The 15,378-nt window shown below is 63.6% G+C and carries 17 protein-coding genes; 15 read left to right on the forward strand and 2 right to left on the reverse strand.

Annotation, left to right across the window (positions count from 1 at the left end):
* Nucleotides 1–376 precede the first annotated feature (376 nt).
* The 8 genes from pyrG to V3330_RS12280 are packed head-to-tail and all read left to right on the forward strand — an operon-like array spanning nucleotide 377 to nucleotide 7,245.
* On the forward strand, nucleotides 377–2,035 hold the full coding sequence (pyrG, locus tag V3330_RS12245) for a CTP synthase (RefSeq protein WP_354695717.1): 1,659 nt from the start codon (nucleotides 377–379) through the stop codon (nucleotides 2,033–2,035).
* A complete protein-coding gene (kdsA, locus tag V3330_RS12250) occupies nucleotides 2,032–2,859 on the forward strand; it encodes a 3-deoxy-8-phosphooctulonate synthase (RefSeq protein WP_354695718.1) in 828 nt (275 codons plus the stop codon). The genes pyrG and kdsA overlap by 4 nt, the downstream gene beginning before the upstream one ends.
* A 42-nt stretch (nucleotides 2,860–2,901) precedes the next feature.
* Nucleotides 2,902–4,197, forward strand: a complete 1,296-nt coding sequence (eno, locus tag V3330_RS12255; protein ID WP_354695719.1) for a phosphopyruvate hydratase — start codon at nucleotides 2,902–2,904, stop codon at nucleotides 4,195–4,197.
* A 3-nt stretch (nucleotides 4,198–4,200) separates the two neighbouring features.
* The gene (gene ftsB / locus V3330_RS12260) at nucleotides 4,201–4,500 is read left to right on the forward strand and encodes a cell division protein FtsB (protein ID WP_354695720.1); all 300 of its coding nucleotides are present in this window, start codon (nucleotides 4,201–4,203) and stop codon (nucleotides 4,498–4,500) included.
* A gap of 8 nt (nucleotides 4,501–4,508) precedes the next feature.
* Complete coding sequence (gene ispD / locus V3330_RS12265; RefSeq protein ID WP_354695721.1) at nucleotides 4,509–5,234, forward strand: 2-C-methyl-D-erythritol 4-phosphate cytidylyltransferase; 726 nt, start codon at nucleotides 4,509–4,511, stop codon at nucleotides 5,232–5,234.
* A complete protein-coding gene (ispF, locus tag V3330_RS12270) occupies nucleotides 5,231–5,710 on the forward strand; it encodes a 2-C-methyl-D-erythritol 2,4-cyclodiphosphate synthase (protein WP_354695722.1) in 480 nt (159 codons plus the stop codon). The genes ispD and ispF overlap by 4 nt, the downstream gene beginning before the upstream one ends.
* Nucleotides 5,711–6,760 carry a tRNA pseudouridine(13) synthase TruD gene (truD, locus tag V3330_RS12275; RefSeq protein ID WP_354695723.1) on the forward strand — a complete coding sequence of 350 codons (1,050 nt, stop codon included), beginning with the start codon at nucleotides 5,711–5,713 and terminating at the stop codon, nucleotides 6,758–6,760.
* Nucleotides 6,761–6,795: 35 nt separating this feature from the next.
* Nucleotides 6,796–7,245, forward strand: a complete 450-nt coding sequence (locus tag V3330_RS12280; protein WP_354695724.1) for an FHA domain-containing protein — start codon at nucleotides 6,796–6,798, stop codon at nucleotides 7,243–7,245.
* 10 nt (nucleotides 7,246–7,255) lie between these two features.
* On the opposite strand, the gene V3330_RS12285 is transcribed toward V3330_RS12280, so the two are convergent.
* On the reverse strand, nucleotides 7,256–7,741 hold the full coding sequence (locus V3330_RS12285; RefSeq protein WP_354695938.1) for a hypothetical protein: 486 nt from the start codon (nucleotides 7,739–7,741) through the stop codon (nucleotides 7,256–7,258).
* Nucleotides 7,742–7,925: 184 nt separating this feature from the next.
* Here V3330_RS12285 and V3330_RS12290 point away from each other — a divergent pair, with 184 nt between their 5' ends.
* On the forward strand, nucleotides 7,926–9,095 hold the full coding sequence (locus tag V3330_RS12290) for a sensor histidine kinase (RefSeq protein WP_354695725.1): 1,170 nt from the start codon (nucleotides 7,926–7,928) through the stop codon (nucleotides 9,093–9,095).
* Nucleotides 9,092–9,733, forward strand: coding sequence for a response regulator (locus V3330_RS12295; protein ID WP_354695726.1), 642 nt, complete (start codon nucleotides 9,092–9,094; stop codon nucleotides 9,731–9,733). The genes V3330_RS12290 and V3330_RS12295 overlap by 4 nt, the downstream gene beginning before the upstream one ends.
* A gap of 22 nt (nucleotides 9,734–9,755) precedes the next feature.
* Here the strand turns inward: V3330_RS12295 and V3330_RS12300 are convergent, their stop codons facing one another.
* Nucleotides 9,756–9,995 (reverse strand): hypothetical protein, encoded by a 240-nt coding sequence (locus V3330_RS12300; RefSeq protein ID WP_354695727.1) that lies wholly within the window; start codon nucleotides 9,993–9,995, stop codon nucleotides 9,756–9,758.
* 191 nt (nucleotides 9,996–10,186) lie between these two features.
* Between V3330_RS12300 and V3330_RS12305 the strand changes: the two genes are divergently transcribed.
* From V3330_RS12305 to V3330_RS12325, 5 genes are all read left to right on the forward strand, one after another.
* The gene (locus V3330_RS12305; protein WP_354695728.1) at nucleotides 10,187–11,122 is read left to right on the forward strand and encodes an ABC transporter ATP-binding protein; all 936 of its coding nucleotides are present in this window, start codon (nucleotides 10,187–10,189) and stop codon (nucleotides 11,120–11,122) included.
* Nucleotides 11,119–11,883: an ABC transporter permease subunit gene (locus tag V3330_RS12310; RefSeq protein ID WP_354695729.1), complete on the forward strand. Its 765-nt coding sequence runs from the start codon at nucleotides 11,119–11,121 to the stop codon at nucleotides 11,881–11,883. Before V3330_RS12305 ends, V3330_RS12310 begins: the two co-directional genes overlap by 4 nt.
* A 12-nt stretch (nucleotides 11,884–11,895) precedes the next feature.
* A complete protein-coding gene (locus tag V3330_RS12315) occupies nucleotides 11,896–13,797 on the forward strand; it encodes a Gldg family protein (protein ID WP_354695730.1) in 1,902 nt (633 codons plus the stop codon).
* A complete protein-coding gene (locus V3330_RS12320; RefSeq protein ID WP_354695731.1) occupies nucleotides 13,794–14,897 on the forward strand; it encodes a DUF4340 domain-containing protein in 1,104 nt (367 codons plus the stop codon). The genes V3330_RS12315 and V3330_RS12320 overlap by 4 nt, the downstream gene beginning before the upstream one ends.
* A gap of 70 nt (nucleotides 14,898–14,967) precedes the next feature.
* Entirely contained in the window at nucleotides 14,968–15,291 is a 324-nt protein-coding gene (locus V3330_RS12325; RefSeq protein ID WP_354695732.1) for a DUF423 domain-containing protein, read from the forward strand.
* Nucleotides 15,292–15,378 lie beyond the last annotated feature (87 nt).

Below are 15,378 nucleotides of genomic sequence, written 5' to 3' on the forward strand. Positions count from 1 at the left end.
GATAAGCGGAACTGAACTAACGCAAAACCAGTAAGGTCTCCAGGCTGTTGCACCAAGACCCCGAGGGGAATGTGCCGCAGCGCCTGCCGGCTCGAAGGCACGGATTTCCAAGAGCGCTTCAAATGAGCGGAATCTGAACCTGGTCCGCGGGTCTGTTGGAATTTCTGCCCGAAAGCTGGCCGCCCAACGATGGGAGAAAAGCTCGGAGGGCACAAGCAGAGTTTCCGGGGACAGGCGGATGCCGGGCGTTGGGGTCGGGGTGGTGCCGGCGGTCGGGAAAGGAGTCCGAAAGGCGGCGAAAGCAATCGCAACCCAGAGGGGCATGGGTTAGAATATGCTTCCAGAACTCGCACATCCTCAGACACAAGGTTCTGGCATGGCATCACTAGTTTTCGTTACCGGCGGCGTCGTCTCCTCACTGGGCAAAGGTCTCACCTCGGCGTCCCTGGCGGCAATCCTCGAATCACGCGGCCTCAAGATCACCCTGATCAAGCTGGATCCTTACCTGAACGTGGATCCCGGCACCATGAGCCCGTTTCAGCACGGCGAAGTGTTTGTTACCGGCGATGGTGCGGAAACCGACCTCGACCTCGGCCACTACGAACGATTCGTGCGGACCCGCATGAGTCAGCTGAACAACTGCACCACCGGTCGTATATACAACAACGTGTTGGCCAAGGAGCGCCGCGGCGAATACCTGGGTGCGACCGTGCAGGTCATTCCGCACGTTACCGACGAGATCAAGGACTGGGTACGCAGGGCTTCGGAAGGTTACGACGTTTCGCTGGTGGAAATCGGCGGCACCGTGGGTGACATCGAGTCGCTGCCGTTCCTCGAAGCCATCCGCCAACTGGGTGTGGAGTACGGTCGTCAGGCCATGTTCATGCACCTGACGCTGGTTCCCTACCTGCGTGCCGCGAACGAAATCAAGACCAAGCCGACCCAGCACTCGGTGAAGGAACTGCGTTCCATTGGCATCCAGCCCGACGTTCTGGTGTGCCGTTCGGAAATCGAATTGTCCGAGTCGGAGCGGGAAAAGATCGCGCTGTTCACCAACGTGCCGAAGAAGGCGGTGATCACCGCGCTGGACGCCAAGAACTGTATTTACGACATCCCCGTGATGCTTTACGAGGAAAATCTGGACGATATCGTCATCGAACGCCTGGGGCTGGAAGACAAGGCCGGGCCGGCCGATCTGGACGACTGGCGGGAAGTGGTGGACCGCACCGTCAACACCCGGCACACGGTGAAAGTGGCCATGGTCGGCAAGTACGTGGAGCATGCGGATGCCTACAAGTCGTTGACCGAGGCGCTGTCCCACGGCGGGCTGCGTCAGCGGATTCGGGTTGAAATCGAACGCATTGAATCGGATGAACTGACCGAGGGTGACCTGTCCCGGCTGGAGGGTGTCGACGCCATCCTGGTTCCCGGCGGATTCGGCGAACGCGGGTTCGAGGGCAAGGTGAATGCGATTCGGCACGCTCGCGAGCAGGGGATTCCCTACCTGGGCATCTGCTACGGATTGCAGGCGGCCGTGGTCGAATTCGCACGCAATGTCTGTGGCCTCAAAGACGCCAACACCACGGAAAACGATCCGGATGCGGCGGATCCGGTCATCGGCCTGATTACCGAGTGGCTGGACCGGAGTGGAAAAGTTGAAACGCGGCACGAGGATTCCGACCTCGGCGGCACCATGCGGCTGGGCGGCCAGCGTTGCCGGCTGCGTCCCGATTCACTGGCCCACAAGCTGTACGGCGAGGACATCATCACCGAACGCCACCGGCACCGTTACGAGTTCAACAACCACTACCGGGACATCCTGCAAAAACACGGCATGGTTCTGTCCGGCCTGTCGATGGACGAAATGCTCGTGGAAATGATCGAGTTGCCGGAGCATCCCTGGTTTCTGGCCTGCCAGTTTCACCCGGAATTCACCTCGACGCCACGTGACGGCCATCCGCTGTTCACCGGCTTCATCGAGGCCGCGCTGCGCTCGCAGCAGGGCGAACAGCCCGCCAACGTTGCCAACCTGTGAAACTCTGCGGATTCGATGCCGGGCCGGAACACCCGTTCTTCCTGATCGCGGGTCCCTGCGTCGTCGAATCGGAACAACTGGCGATGGATACCGCCGGACGCCTGCGTGAGGTCTGTGCCGGCCTGGATATCCCTTTTATTTACAAATCCTCGTACGACAAGGCCAACCGGTCCTCGCTGGAGAGTTTCCGGGGGCTTGGTGTGGACGAGGGCCTGCGCATTCTGGCGGATGTGCGGGAAAAGATCGGGGTGCCCGTCCTCACCGACGTGCACGAGGATACCGACATGGAAGCGGTCGCATCGGTCGTGGATGTGCTGCAGACGCCGGCGTTTTTGTGCCGTCAGACGAATTTCATCACACGGGTGGCGGCCGCCGGCAAGCCGGTCAATATCAAGAAGGGTCAATTCCTGAGCCCGTGGGAAATGGGCAATGTCGTGGACAAGGCCCGCGCGGCGGGCAATGACCGGATCATGGTGTGCGAGCGCGGAGCCTCATTCGGTTACAACAATCTCGTTTCCGACATGCGTTCGCTGGTGGTGATGCGGGAAACCGGTTGCCCGGTGGTCTTCGACGCGACGCATTCCGTGCAACTTCCCGGTGGAAAGGGCAGCTCTTCGGGGGGGCAGCGCGAGTTTATCCCGGCGCTGGCACGGGCCGCGGTGGCCGTGGGAGTCTCCGGCCTGTTCATGGAGACCCATCCGGATCCGGACCGGGCGCTCAGCGACGGGCCCAATGCCTGGCCGCTCGATCGGATCGAGTCCCTGCTCGACACCCTGAAATCACTGGACGCCGTCGCCAAACAGGCAAGCGAACCGTTTCTCTGACCCAACCGCCGTCCGGCGGTGCAACGATACAAGGTAAAACGAATGAGCCGCATGAAATCGATTCACGCCCGGGAAATTCTCGATTCCCGGGGCAACCCCACCCTGGAAGCGGAAGTGCGGCTGGAAAGCGGCGCGTTTGGCCGCGCGGCGGTTCCGTCCGGCGCGTCCACCGGGGCCCGCGAAGCCATCGAACTGCGTGACGGTGATTCCGGGCGTTACGGTGGCAAGGGCGTGCGGCAGGCGGTGGAAAACGTGAATACGACACTTCGCGAAGCACTCACGGACATGCCCGCCGACGACCAGGCGGCCCTCGATCACCGATTGATCGAACTCGACGGCAGCCCGAACAAGGCCAATCTGGGCGCCAATGCCCTGCTGGGCGTTTCACTCGCGGCCGCGCATGCGATGGCGGCCGAGGAGGGCCGGCCCTTGTGGCGTCGGCTGGCGGGGGACGGGGCGTGTGAATTGCCCGTTCCCATGATGAACATCATCAATGGCGGGGCCCACGCGGACAACAGCGTGGACATGCAGGAGTTCATGATTCTGCCGGTGGGTTTCGACCGGTTCAGCGAGGCTCTGCGTTGTGGTGTGGAGGTTTTCCACGCGCTGCGCGGCGTGTTGAATCGCCGGGGCCTGAATACGGCCGTTGGGGACGAAGGCGGATTCGCTCCCAACCTGCCATCGAACGAAGCCGCGGTGGAGACTCTGCTCGAAGCGGTTGAGGCTTCCGGCTACCGCATTGGCGAGCAGGTCTATCTGGGACTGGATGTCGCGTCGTCGGAATTCTTTCGGGACGGGCAATATCATCTCGACTCGGAGAACCGGAGTTTCGAGCCCGAGGCCTTCGCCGCCTACCTGGCCGACTGGGTCGCGCGTTATCCGATCATCAGCATCGAGGATGGCATGGCCGAGGACGACTGGGAGGGCTGGCGCGCGCTTACCGGCCTGACCGGCGATCGTTGCCAGCTCGTCGGTGACGACTTGTTCGTGACCAACACCGAGATCCTCGCGCAGGGAATCGAGCGCGGTGTCGCGAATTCGATTCTGATCAAGCTGAACCAGATTGGTACCCTGACCGAAACCCTGGAGGCCATCGGCATGGCGAAGCAGGCCGACTACACGGCCGTGATTTCGCACCGGTCTGGCGAAACCGAGGATACGACCATCGCTGATCTGGCGGTGGCGACGACGGCGAACCAGATCAAGACGGGTTCCCTGTGCCGTTCCGATCGCGTGGCCAAGTACAATCAGTTGCTGCGCATCGAGGAGGCACTGGGTACGGACGGGCGTTACGCCGGAGGCGGCGCCTTCGCGCATCTCGGTGGCCCGAAGAGCTGAACGGTGCGCCTCCTGCTGGCCATACTCCTGGTATTGCTGGCCTTGCTGCAATTCAACCTCTGGTTCGGTGAGGGTGGTTTTGCAGACATCAGGCGGCTGGAGCAGCGGGTCAGCGAGCAGGAGCGGGAGAACGCGCTGTTACAGCAGCGAAACCGGGAGTTGGAGGCTGAAGTGGACGATCTGCGCCAGGGTCTCGAGGCCATCGAAGAACGGGCTCGCAGTGAGATGGGCATGATCAAGGAAGGCGAAGAGTTCTACCAGGTCGTTCCCGGTCAGGGCGCTCCCCCCGAAGAGCAGAAGTGAATCCGCCGATGCAGCCCGCCATCCACGCCTTGATTCCCGCCGCCGGCCAGAGCGTGCGATTCGGCGGTACGACCTACAAGCAATATGCCCATCTGCTGGGTAAACCCGTCATCGCCCACAGTATCGATACCGTGCAACGGCATCGGGCGATTTCGGCGGTGACCGTGGCCCTGGCCCCGGACGACGGCATTTACGGCGAACTCATCCGGCCGGAATATCCCGAGGTCCGCACCGTCGCGGGCGGAGACTGCCGGGCCCGGACGGTCATGAACGGCCTGGAAGACATTCGCGCCGCGGATCCGGGTTGCCGCTGGGTGCTGGTTCACGATGCCGCGCGTCCGTGTCTTTCGCCCGAACTGCTCGATTCCCTGATTCTCGAAGGCCTGCAGGCCGACGATGGCGCGATTCTCGCCATGCCGGTCAGTGATACGCTCAAGCGCGCTGGGGATGAGGGTCGGATCGAACGCACCGAGGATCGCGAAGGACTGTGGGCGGCCCAGACGCCACAGCTGTTTCCGCTCGATGCCCTGATGGACAATCTGTCGGCCGCCCTGCGCTTCGGTGCGCCGCCCACCGACGAAGCCGAGGCGATGGAACGGGCCGGCTGCCGGCCGTTACTGGTGCGCGGCTCCTCGACGAATATCAAAATCACCCATCCCGACGACTTGCCGCTGGCCGAGGCGCTGATGCGATCCCGCCTCAAGGCGCAGCGACCCGCTGGACATGCCGCATGAATATTCGCATCGGCCAGGGGCTGGACGTACATGCCTTCACGCCCGGGGACCACGTGATGCTGGGTGGCGTGCGCATTTCCCACCACCGGGGAGTCGCCGGTCATTCGGATGGGGATGTGGTTCTGCACGCGCTCTGCGACGCCTTGCTGGGCGCACTGGCGCTCGGTGACATCGGCATGCATTTTCCGCCCGGTGATGAGCAGTGGCGTGATGCCGACAGCCGCGACCTGCTGCGGCGGGTGGTTGCGCTGCTGGTCGAGCGGGGCTGGCGCATCGGCAATGTCGATCTTACGGTGGCCTGCGAAGAGCCCCGGCTCTCCCCCCATGTACCCGCCATGCGCAAGGTCATCGCGGAAATTCTTGAAATCAGCGAGGGCCACGTATCGGTGAAGGCGACCACCACCGAGCAACTGGGGTTCTGCGGACGTGGAGAGGGGATCGCCGCGATGGCCGTGGCGCTGATCCACACCGGCTGAATGCATCCGGAACAGGAACTGGCCGCATTCGCGGCCGCGGGAGACTGGCCGCGCGCGCTGGGTGAGCCCGGGGTTCGTGCGGTGATCCGCGAGGTGCCCGAGGATTTTGAGGTCGAGGAGATAGCGCGCATCACGCCCGCCGGTGCCGGAGATCATCTGTGGTTGTGGGTCGAAAAGCGCGGGGCCAACACGACCTGGGTGGCCGATCAGCTGGCCCGTGCCGCCGGGTGCCGGTCCGGCGATGTGGGTTTCGCCGGCATGAAGGACCGCCACGCGGTCACGCGGCAATGGTATTCCGTCCCGGCGCCGGGGCGGCGGGACCTGCCGTGGCGAGAATGGCAAATCGAAGGCGTGACGGTGATCGACGGAGTTCGCCACGACCGCAAATTGCGGCGAGGCACCCTGACCGGCAACGCGTTTCGCATCGTTCTGGCCCGGCCGGAAGGCGATCTGGAAGGTCTGGTCGAGCGGATGCGACGAATCGCCGATGCCGGACTGCCCAATTACTTCGGCGAGCAGCGGTTTGGTCACGGCGGGGACAACGTGCGGCGCGGCGCCGACTGGCTGCGGCGCGGTGGGCGGATCAAACGCGCTCGCCGCAGCATCTACCTCTCGGCCGTGCGCAGCGCCCTGTTCAACCGCGTGCTGGCCTGCCGGGTGGATGCGGGCTGCTGGAACCGGCTCATGCCAGGCGAGATCGCGATGCTGGATGGATCCCGTTCGGTGTTTCCTTGCGACAACCTGGACGAGTCTCTCGAAACCCGCTGCCGAGAGCTGGACATTCATCCGACCGGGCCCCTGCCCGGACGTGACGGCATGCAGCCGACAGACGAGTCGGCGGCGCTTGAGAACTCCGTACTGGCCCCGTACGAAGCTTTGACGGCTGCGTTGTCCGCCGCGGGCGTCGATGCCGGCCGGCGCGCCTTGCGTGTGTGTCCGCGCAATGCCGGGTGCCGCTTCGAGGAGGGCGATGCCGTGCTGCGTTTCGAACTGCCCGCGGGTGCCTATGCGACGGCCGTTCTGCGTGAACTTGTGACACCGGTCCGGTGACGCCATATCGACCTCTGAACGGGAGAAGATGAATCGTGCATACGTACCGGCTCAAAGGCGCTTCGGGCAGTGTCGCCAACGAAGTATTCGAATTGCGGCAACGCACCGTGGTGGGTCGCGCCGACGATTGCGACCTGCGCCTCGACGACGACGGCTGCGCGCCGCGGCACTGCACCATCGAATTGCGCGACGACGGCGTGCTCGAACTCAAACACATCGCCGAGGAACCGGGGTTCGGCACGGTGCTCAATGGCCAGCCGGTGACCAGCGCCGCACTGGCGCGTGGCGATGAAGTGCGCATCGGCGCGGCACGCTGGGTGGTCCAGGCTCCGGGGCTTCGTCCCGAGCGGGTCCTGACCGAGACCGCGGTTCGCCGCCGGAATTCCCTGACACCCTGGCTCGTGGGGCTGGCCCTGGCGGCCGCGGCGGCGCTGGCGGTCTCGTGGCAGCAGGGGTGGCTGGCGCAGATCGGCCTCGCGGGCTGAGGCGGCCGCTTCAGTCGGATTCGCGCAGACGGAAAGCCGGCCGGTCCTGCGGGTCGATGAGCCCGTGGCGACGTAGCCATGCGCGCGCATCCTCCGCGTCCCGGCTGAACCACGCGGCCGCGCTCCCCAGCCGAAAACTGTAGCCCCAGCGGTCCATGTCGGCCATCATGCGGTTTCGGCCCAGTCCCGGAATTTCGTCGGCCAGCAGAATCTGCAGGTAGCATACGGCGTTCTCTTCGTCGTAGTCGCCACCGGCATCGGTGTCGAGTCCGTTCCGCCGCCCGGGGTCCATGCACACGTAATGGCAGGCTTCGTGGAGCACGGAGTGAATCGGTGTGTCATCCCTGACCCAGACCCCGTTTCCTTGCAGGCCGGCTTCTTCGTCACCCCAGAACGAGCCGGGAATGGACGTGCCTGCGTCCACTTTTACGATTCGCAGACCGTAGCGTTCCAGCAATTCCGCCACTGAATCACCTCGCCCCTGACCGAAACGCATGACGTCCTGGTCGGTACCGGGTGGTTGTGGCTGCGGCTTTGCCATGAAGTGGTCCTATAATGTGTCGCTGCAGTGTGCCGGTGGGCGGCCTGGGTCCGTTCCGGCCGGCGCATTACTATACCCCGCGCGCGTTCCCGGCCAAGTCCCTTTCCGGGCCGTGCCCAGTCTGAAGTGGTGGCGGAGCATGGCAGACGACACGTTCAAGGCCGACCCGTCCCGGCCCATGCAGATGTTGCGTTGGGCGGGCCTGTTCACGTGGTTGTGCGCGTCGGTGCCGCTGGTGCTCATGCCGCTGGTATTCGAAACGCCGCTGGATCGCGAACCCTATGTGGGCTGGTGGGTGCTGCACCTGGTTTTCGGGCTGACGTACTGGAACCAGGTGCGCGAATTGCCGATCCGCACGCCGTTGTGGCACCGGATTGTCACCGGCGGCGTCCTGATGCTCAGTGCCCTCGGCGTTTCGGTGATGGCCCAGTCGGGATTGGGCGGTATCCTGCTGCTGATTCTCGCCGGCCTGCTGCCCTGGATGCTGCCGGTGGTCTGGGCGTTGACCTGGCTGGTGGTGCAGAGCCTGTTGCTGAGCGTGACCATCGGCGTCATTCCCGGCGTCAGTCCGGGTGACGCAGCGCTGACCGGCGGACTGTTCCTCGGTATTTCCCTGTTCGCGTTCATGAGTTCGGTGGTCGCGCTGCAGCAGCACGCCGCACGCGATGAGCTGCGCAAGCTCAATTCCGAATTGCACGCGACCCAGGCGCTGCTGGCCGAAAACACGCGGATCGCCGAGCGCGTTCGAATTGCGCGGGAACTCCACGACCTCGTCGGACATCACCTCACTGCGCTGACACTGAACCTCGAGGTGGCCACGCACCTGGTTTCCGGCAAGGCGCTGGAACATGTGCAGCAGGCCCACTCGGTGGCCAAGCTGTTGCTTGCGGACGTGCGTGAAGTGGTCAGCGACATGCGGCATGACGACAAGGTCGACCTGGCGGCTGCGCTGCGGACCCTGGTCGAGGGCGTGCCGGAGCCGCGCATCCATCTGAACCTGCCCCACGAGCTTTCGCGCATGGACCCGCTGCGGGCCCAGGTATTGTTGCGCTGCGCGCAGGAGATGATTACGAACAGCGTGCGGCACGCCCGTGCGAGGAACCTGTGGATCCGGCTGCTCGAGGATGAGCACGGTGTGGCGCTGACGGCCCGGGACGATGGCCGCGGCGTGGAAACCCTGCGTTCGGGCAACGGTCTCAACGGCATGACCGAGCGCCTGCGCCAACTGGGCGGGGAACTTGAGGTAGAATCGCGGCCGGGTGAGGGCTTCGCGTTGCAGGCCAGGGTGCCGGTGGAGGGCGTGACATGATCAAGGTAATGCTGGTCGACGACCAGAACCTGGTTCGCAAAGGGGTGCGCAACCTGCTCGAACTGTCGGAAGAGATCGACATCGTGGGGGAGGCGGCGGACGGCGTCGAGGCATTGCGCTTGCTGCCGGAAATCGATCCGGACGTGATGCTGCTGGACATGAGGATGCCTGAAATGTCCGGCCTCGATGTGCTGCGCACCCTGTCCCAGTCCGGCAATCTGCCACCCACCATCATTCTCACAACCTTCGACGACGATGAGTTGGTGCTGGCCGGTATCCAGGCGGGTGCCCGGGGTTACCTGCTCAAGGACGTGTCCCTGGAGGATCTGGTCAAGGCCATCCGCACCGTGGCGGAGGGTGGGACCATCGTCAAGCCGGCGGTAACCCAGCGCCTGCTGAAAGGCCTGGAAAACCTGAAAACCGAATTTTCCAGCCTCGACCGACCCGATCCGCTGACGGAACGCGAAACGGAAATCCTGCGGTTGATGGCCGGGGGGTACAGCAACAAGGAAATTGCGGCTTCATTGAGTGTGGCGGAAGGCACGATCAAGAATCACGTGTCCAATATCCTGTCCAAGATGGGGGTGCGCGACCGCACGCGTGCGGTGCTCAAGGCGTTCGAGATGGGACAGATCTGAGCCGGATGCGGCCCGTCGACTCTCAGCCGGTCTTGTCCAGCCGGTCGAACTCGCGCTTCAGGTCCTGGCTGCGGTCGGTGACGATCCGTTCCAGAGTCTCTACGCGCTTGCGCAGTTCCGACTCGATCGAGTCGATCCGCCGGTTGATCGCGTCGAGGGATTCCTGATCGGCGCGGGACAGTTTGTCCTTGGTGCGCTGGCGATAGGCCTCCGAGGCGATTCCGGCGATCGCGATCAAGGCGATGGCGGTCCACATGCTCATTGCGTTGGTGCTCCTCTGATCATCACCGCACACTATCGCGCACTCGGACGTTCGCTTCCAGTGGCGAAAGTCACATCGCTCCGCCGCGGAACTTGAAAAATCCAGCCGATGACCTGAAATTTTCGCGGGGTTTCGTGGTCAGACGACGCTGAATCCCGATAACAAAGCACGGAAGTGAAGAGGAGCACATCATGAGCCAAGTGAGGGTCGAGGCACGGGCGCTTATCAAGCGCTACGGCAACCTGACCGCGGTCAGAGACCTCGAGTTCGAAATCGGCTCCGGCGAAGTCCTGGGCTTTCTCGGGCCCAACGGTGCCGGCAAGTCGACGACGATGAAGATGCTGACGGGGTTCCTGGCGCCGAGTTCGGGAACCGCGATCATCAACGGACACGACATTGTCGAGGATTCACTGGCCGCTCGCCGGTGCATGGGTTATCTGCCCGAGGGTGCCCCGGCTTACGGTGAGATGACCGTTCGCGCCTTTCTCGAATTCGTCGCCGGCGCACGCGGTTATTCCGGCGCCGAAGCCCGAAGCCGGGCAGCAGCGGCGCTGGAACGACTGAATCTGTCGCGAGTGCCGGAGCAGCCCATCGAAACCCTGTCGAAGGGTTTCAAACGCCGGGTCGGCCTCGCGCAGGCCATTCTGCATGATCCCGATGTGTTGATTCTGGACGAGCCGACCGACGGACTCGACCCCAACCAGAAGCACGAGGTACGCACTTTGATCCGGGAGATGGCGGCCGACAAGATCATCGTCATTTCGACGCATATCCTCGAAGAGGTGGCCGCCGTATGTAATCGCGCCATGATCATTGCCGATGGCCGTCTGCTGGTCGACGACACCCCCGCGGGCCTGCTGAAGCGCTCGCGCTATCACAACGCGGTGACCCTGGAGGTCGATCAGCCGGAGCGGGCGGCCAGCGTGCTCAGCGAACTCAGCCAGGCACGCAAGGTGGAAATTCGCGAAGGCGAAGTCACGGTGTTCCCGGCCGAAGGCGCCGAATTGCTGGAAGTGGTTTCCGGCGTGGTGCGAGAGCAGGGTTGGGCGGTGCGCGAACTGCGGCTGGAAAAGGGCCGCATGGATGAAGTGTTCCGGCAGGTTACGCAACAGGAGGTGGCGGCATGAACAACGCGGTTCCCGTCAATTCCACCACCCGTGCCGTCGGCAGTGTGATGCGGCGAGAGCTGTCCGGTTACTTCGCCACCCCGGTAGCCTGGGTGTTCATCGTTATATTCCTGGTCATGGCCGGTGTCTTCACGTTTTACATCGGTTCGTTCTACGAGCGCGGCATCGCCGATCTCGCGCCGTATTTCCAGTTTCATCCCTGGCTCTATCTGTTCCTGGTTCCCGCCATCGCAATGCGCTTGTGGGCCGAGGAACGGCGCTCGGGCACCGTGGAGCTGTTGCTGACCCTGCCGGTGACGACCTGGCAGGCGGTTGTGGGCAAGTTCCTGGCGGCATGGCTGTTCATCGGCATCGCGCTGGGGCTGACGTTTCCGATCTGGCTGACCGTGAATTATCTGGGCGAGCCCGACAATGGTGTCATCCTGGCCGGGTACATCGGCAGTTGGCTGATGGCCGGCGGTTTTCTGGCCATCGGGTCGTGCATGTCCGCCGTCACCCGCAACCAGGTCGTCGCCTTCATCCTCAGCGTGGTTGTCTGTTTCGGATTTCTGCTCAGCGGCCTTCCCATGGTGATGAACCTGTTCAGCGGGTGGGCCCCGCAGGTCCTGTTGGACCTGATTGCCGACTTCAGCTTCATTTCGCGATTCGGATCGATATCCAAGGGCGTTCTGGACTTGAGGGACCTCACTTACTTCGCGCTGGTCATCGTGTTCTGGCTCATCGCCAACACGGTGGTGCTGGATCTGCGCAAGGCCGATTGAGGAGCGATGACGATGAAGAAGAATGCACTGATTCCCGCCGCCTCGCTGCTGCTGCTCGCCGTGCTGTTCGCGGCGTTGAGCCTGATTTCGAGCCGCATGCTGGGTGGGGTGCGCGTGGACCTGACCGAAAACGGGTTGTACACCCTGAGCGAAGGCACGCAAAACATCCTCGAGGACCTGGATGAGCCGGTCCACCTGTACCTGTTTTTCTCCGAGGACTCCAGCCGAGACCTGCCGCAGATTCGCAGTTACGCGCGGCGAGTCCACGAACTGGTCGATGAGTTCGCCAACCGCAGTGACGGCATGCTGCGCGTCCACCACATCGACCCGGAACCGTTCTCCGAGGAAGAGGACCAGGCCAGTCAGTTCGGGCTGCAGGCCGTGCCGGTGGGCGCCAGCGGCGTATCCCTGTATCTGGGCATTGCCGGCACCAACGCGCTGGACGATGTCCAGACCATGCCCTTTCTGCAACCCTCCAAGGAGAAGTTCCTCGAGTACGATCTGGCCAAGATGATTTCCACCCTGGGCAACCCGGAACGCAAGACCATCGGGCTGATGACTGCCTTGCCGATGACGGCCGGGTTCGACCCGGCCACCCAGGCCATGCGTGAGCCGTGGGTGATTCATGATCAGCTCAGCCAGTTGTTCACGGTCGAGACCATCGACCTGCAGGCCCCGGAAATTCCGGACGACATCGACCTGCTGGTGCTGGTGCACCCGCGCGACCTCGGTCCGGCCATGCAATACCGCATCGAGCAGTTCGTGCTCGGTGGCGGGCGCCTGGTGGCCTTTCTGGACCCGATGGCGGAAATGGACCGGGGTGACCCGGGTGATCCCATGGCGCAAATGCAGCGCGGCAGTTCTTCGACACTCGGGCCGCTGCTGGATGCCTGGGGCGTGAAATTCGATACCGCGCGGGTACTCGGTGATCTTCAGTACGGAGTCGGATCCGGAACCAGCCGCCACATCGGAATTCTGTCCGTGCCCCGTGAGGGACTGAACGGTGAGGACATCATCAGTTCCGATCTCGAAGTCGTCAATTTCTCGTCCACCGGCTGGTTTACCGTGGAGGAGCCCGCTGACGGTGATTCGGCGCGGTCGACAACGCTGGAAGTGCTGGCGCAGAGCAGTGAGAATGCGGCGCCGGTCGATGCCGCCCGCATGCGTTTTCTGCCTGATCCCTCGGAGTTGATGAACGGCTTCAACCCCACTGGTGATCGTTACGCCCTGGCAGTCCGGATCAGCGGGCCGGCCAGTACGGCGTTCGAGCAGCCGCCCGAGGGCATTGAAGACGACGATCGGCTGACGGAGTCAGTCGACGGTGGCATCCAGGTCGTATTGTTCGCGGACAGCGACGTGGTGACGGACCGGTTGTGGGTGCAGAAACAGCCGTTTCTGGGACAGACCCTGGTCAATTCATTCGCCGATAACGGCAACCTCGTGGTCAACGCGGTGGATAACCTGCTGGGCAACAGCGATCTGATCAGCATCCGGACACGGGCCAGTTCCGGGCGGCCGTTCGAACGGGTCAACGCACTTCAGGCCGAGGCCGAGCGCCGCTACCGGGCCACCGAGGAACGCCTGCAGCAGGAACTCGCCGACACCGAGCAGAAGCTGGCCGAATTGCAGGCTGCGCGCGGTGACGACGACATGCTGGTGCTGAGCGACGAACAGCAGCAGGAAATCCAGCGGTTCATGGACCGTAAACTTCAGATTCGGCAGGATCTGCGCCAGGTTCAGCACGATCTGCAGCGCGACATCGATCGCCTGGGTACCCGGCTCAAGGTGCTGAATATCATCGTGGTGCCTTTGATCGTGATCTTCGTCGCCGGCCTGTACGGTTTACGCCGCCGTCGCCGACAGACGGAATCCGTTCGCGTTGTGACGACTGAATCGGGAGGATCACAGACATGAGCAGAAAGCATTTCTCCTGGTTGCTGGGGCTGACAGTGGTTGCCGCCGTGGTGATCGGACTGATGCCTGAACGCGCCGGCCGGCAAGACGTGTTCGAGAAAGAGGTTCTATTGCCGGACCTGGCCGGCCGGGTCAATGAGATTGATGAAATCCGGGTGACCGCGGCCGGCGATAAGCGGGTAGCGACCCTGCGCCGTACCGACACACGCTGGACCGTCGAAGAGGCGGGTGGGTACCCGGCCGACTGGAGCCGTCTGCGGAGCCTGCTGGCGGATTTCGCGCAGGCGCAGGTCGTGGAGCCCAAGACGGCCAATCCGGAATATTACGAACGCCTGGGTCTGCGCGATGTGAGCGATCCGGACAGCGCTGCGGTGCTAATCCGGCTCGGTGGGTCCGAGGACGCAACCGCAGTGCTGGTCGGCGAGTCGGCAAGCAACCGCGAAGGTCAATACGTGCGCCTGGCGGACGGCGATCGCGCATTGCTGATCGATCGCGCCCTGGACGTTCCAGCGGAAACGCGCGACTGGCTCGATCGCGACTTCATCGACATCCCGGAGTCCGACGTGGTGGAGGTGACCATCACTCATCCGGATGGAGACACGGTGCGCCTGGCCAGGGTGTCGGCCGACGAATCCGATTTTACGCTCGAAAACCTGCCCCCTGACCGGGAGGCTGAATCCTCGTGGACCGTGAATGCCCCGGCCGGCGGCCTGGGTGGGCTGCGCCTTGACGAGGTACGTCCGGCCACCGACGCTGATTTCGAAGCCCCGGTCGCTTACGAGCTGTTGACGGCGGACGGATTGCGTGTCACCGCCGAGTTGAGCGAGTCGGACGAACAACACTGGATTCGCCTGCATGCCGTGGCTGATGCCAATCTTTCCGGGGAATCCGGAGCGGCCGATGCAGCGGAGGGTGGAGCAAGCACGGAACCGGGAGCGGAGGAGTCCGATGAAAGCGCCCCGGTCAGTGCGACGGAACGGGCGGCGGACATCAACGCCCGGGTAGGGGGATGGGCCTACGCCATTCCCAAGTACAAGTTTGATGTGCTCACGCGGCGTCTCGAGGACCTGTTGAAACCGCTGCCCGAAGCGGAGGACTGAGCCTCTGGACACCGGGCGCTCCACGGGCTGGATCATCGTACTGGCGGCGGTGGCCGGTCTGGCGACGGTCATGTTGGCTGCCGTGGGCTCGCATGCGGTTTCCTTCGCTGATGAGCATGCCGCCAGCCTGTGGCGCACCGCCACGGGCATGCTCGGTTTTCACGCACTCGCCTTGCTGGGAATTGCTGCGCTTGTGGACCGGCACGGTTCGTTATGGCTCGCCGGTTCGGCCCTGGCGATGGTGGCCGGTTGCGTCCTGTTCTCGGGAACCCTGCTGCTGCGGGCCGCCGGGTTGGCGCTGCTTCCGGGAGTCCTGGCGCCCGTCGGCGGCGTCCTGCTGATGGCCGGCTGGGTCGCGTTAGGACTGACCGGCGTCATGAAAACCCGCCGCTGATTTGGTTTGCGTGGTTTGAAGGTATATATTTAACGGAAACCAGTCGGCACCGTATGGTATCGGCAAAATGATCCCAACGAGGTTTCC

It is taken from the genome of Elongatibacter sediminis (assembly GCF_037892215.1).
Classification (GTDB): domain Bacteria; phylum Pseudomonadota; class Gammaproteobacteria; order Xanthomonadales; family SZUA-36; genus Elongatibacter; species Elongatibacter sediminis.

Bases quoted from the DNA above. Each gene is read 5' to 3' on its own strand.
- pyrG (WP_354695717.1), top strand. From the start codon at position 377: ATGGCATCACTAGTTTTCGTTACCGGCGGCGTCGTCTCCTCACTGGGC.
- eno (WP_354695719.1), top strand. From the start codon at position 2,902: ATGAGCCGCATGAAATCGATTCACGCCCGGGAAATTCTCGATTCCCGG.
- ispD (WP_354695721.1), top strand. From the start codon at position 4,509: ATGCAGCCCGCCATCCACGCCTTGATTCCCGCCGCCGGCCAGAGCGTG.
- ispF (WP_354695722.1), top strand. From the start codon at position 5,231: ATGAATATTCGCATCGGCCAGGGGCTGGACGTACATGCCTTCACGCCC.
- truD (WP_354695723.1), top strand. From the start codon at position 5,711: ATGCATCCGGAACAGGAACTGGCCGCATTCGCGGCCGCGGGAGACTGG.
- V3330_RS12285 (WP_354695938.1), bottom strand. From the start codon at position 7,741: ATGCGTTTCGGTCAGGGGCGAGGTGATTCAGTGGCGGAATTGCTGGAA.
- V3330_RS12290 (WP_354695725.1), top strand. From the start codon at position 7,926: ATGGCAGACGACACGTTCAAGGCCGACCCGTCCCGGCCCATGCAGATG.
- V3330_RS12295 (WP_354695726.1), top strand. From the start codon at position 9,092: ATGATCAAGGTAATGCTGGTCGACGACCAGAACCTGGTTCGCAAAGGG.
- V3330_RS12300 (WP_354695727.1), bottom strand. From the start codon at position 9,995: ATGAGCATGTGGACCGCCATCGCCTTGATCGCGATCGCCGGAATCGCC.
- V3330_RS12305 (WP_354695728.1), top strand. From the start codon at position 10,187: ATGAGCCAAGTGAGGGTCGAGGCACGGGCGCTTATCAAGCGCTACGGC.
- V3330_RS12310 (WP_354695729.1), top strand. From the start codon at position 11,119: ATGAACAACGCGGTTCCCGTCAATTCCACCACCCGTGCCGTCGGCAGT.
- V3330_RS12315 (WP_354695730.1), top strand. From the start codon at position 11,896: ATGAAGAAGAATGCACTGATTCCCGCCGCCTCGCTGCTGCTGCTCGCC.
- V3330_RS12320 (WP_354695731.1), top strand. From the start codon at position 13,794: ATGAGCAGAAAGCATTTCTCCTGGTTGCTGGGGCTGACAGTGGTTGCC.
- V3330_RS12325 (WP_354695732.1), top strand. From the start codon at position 14,968: ATGTTGGCTGCCGTGGGCTCGCATGCGGTTTCCTTCGCTGATGAGCAT.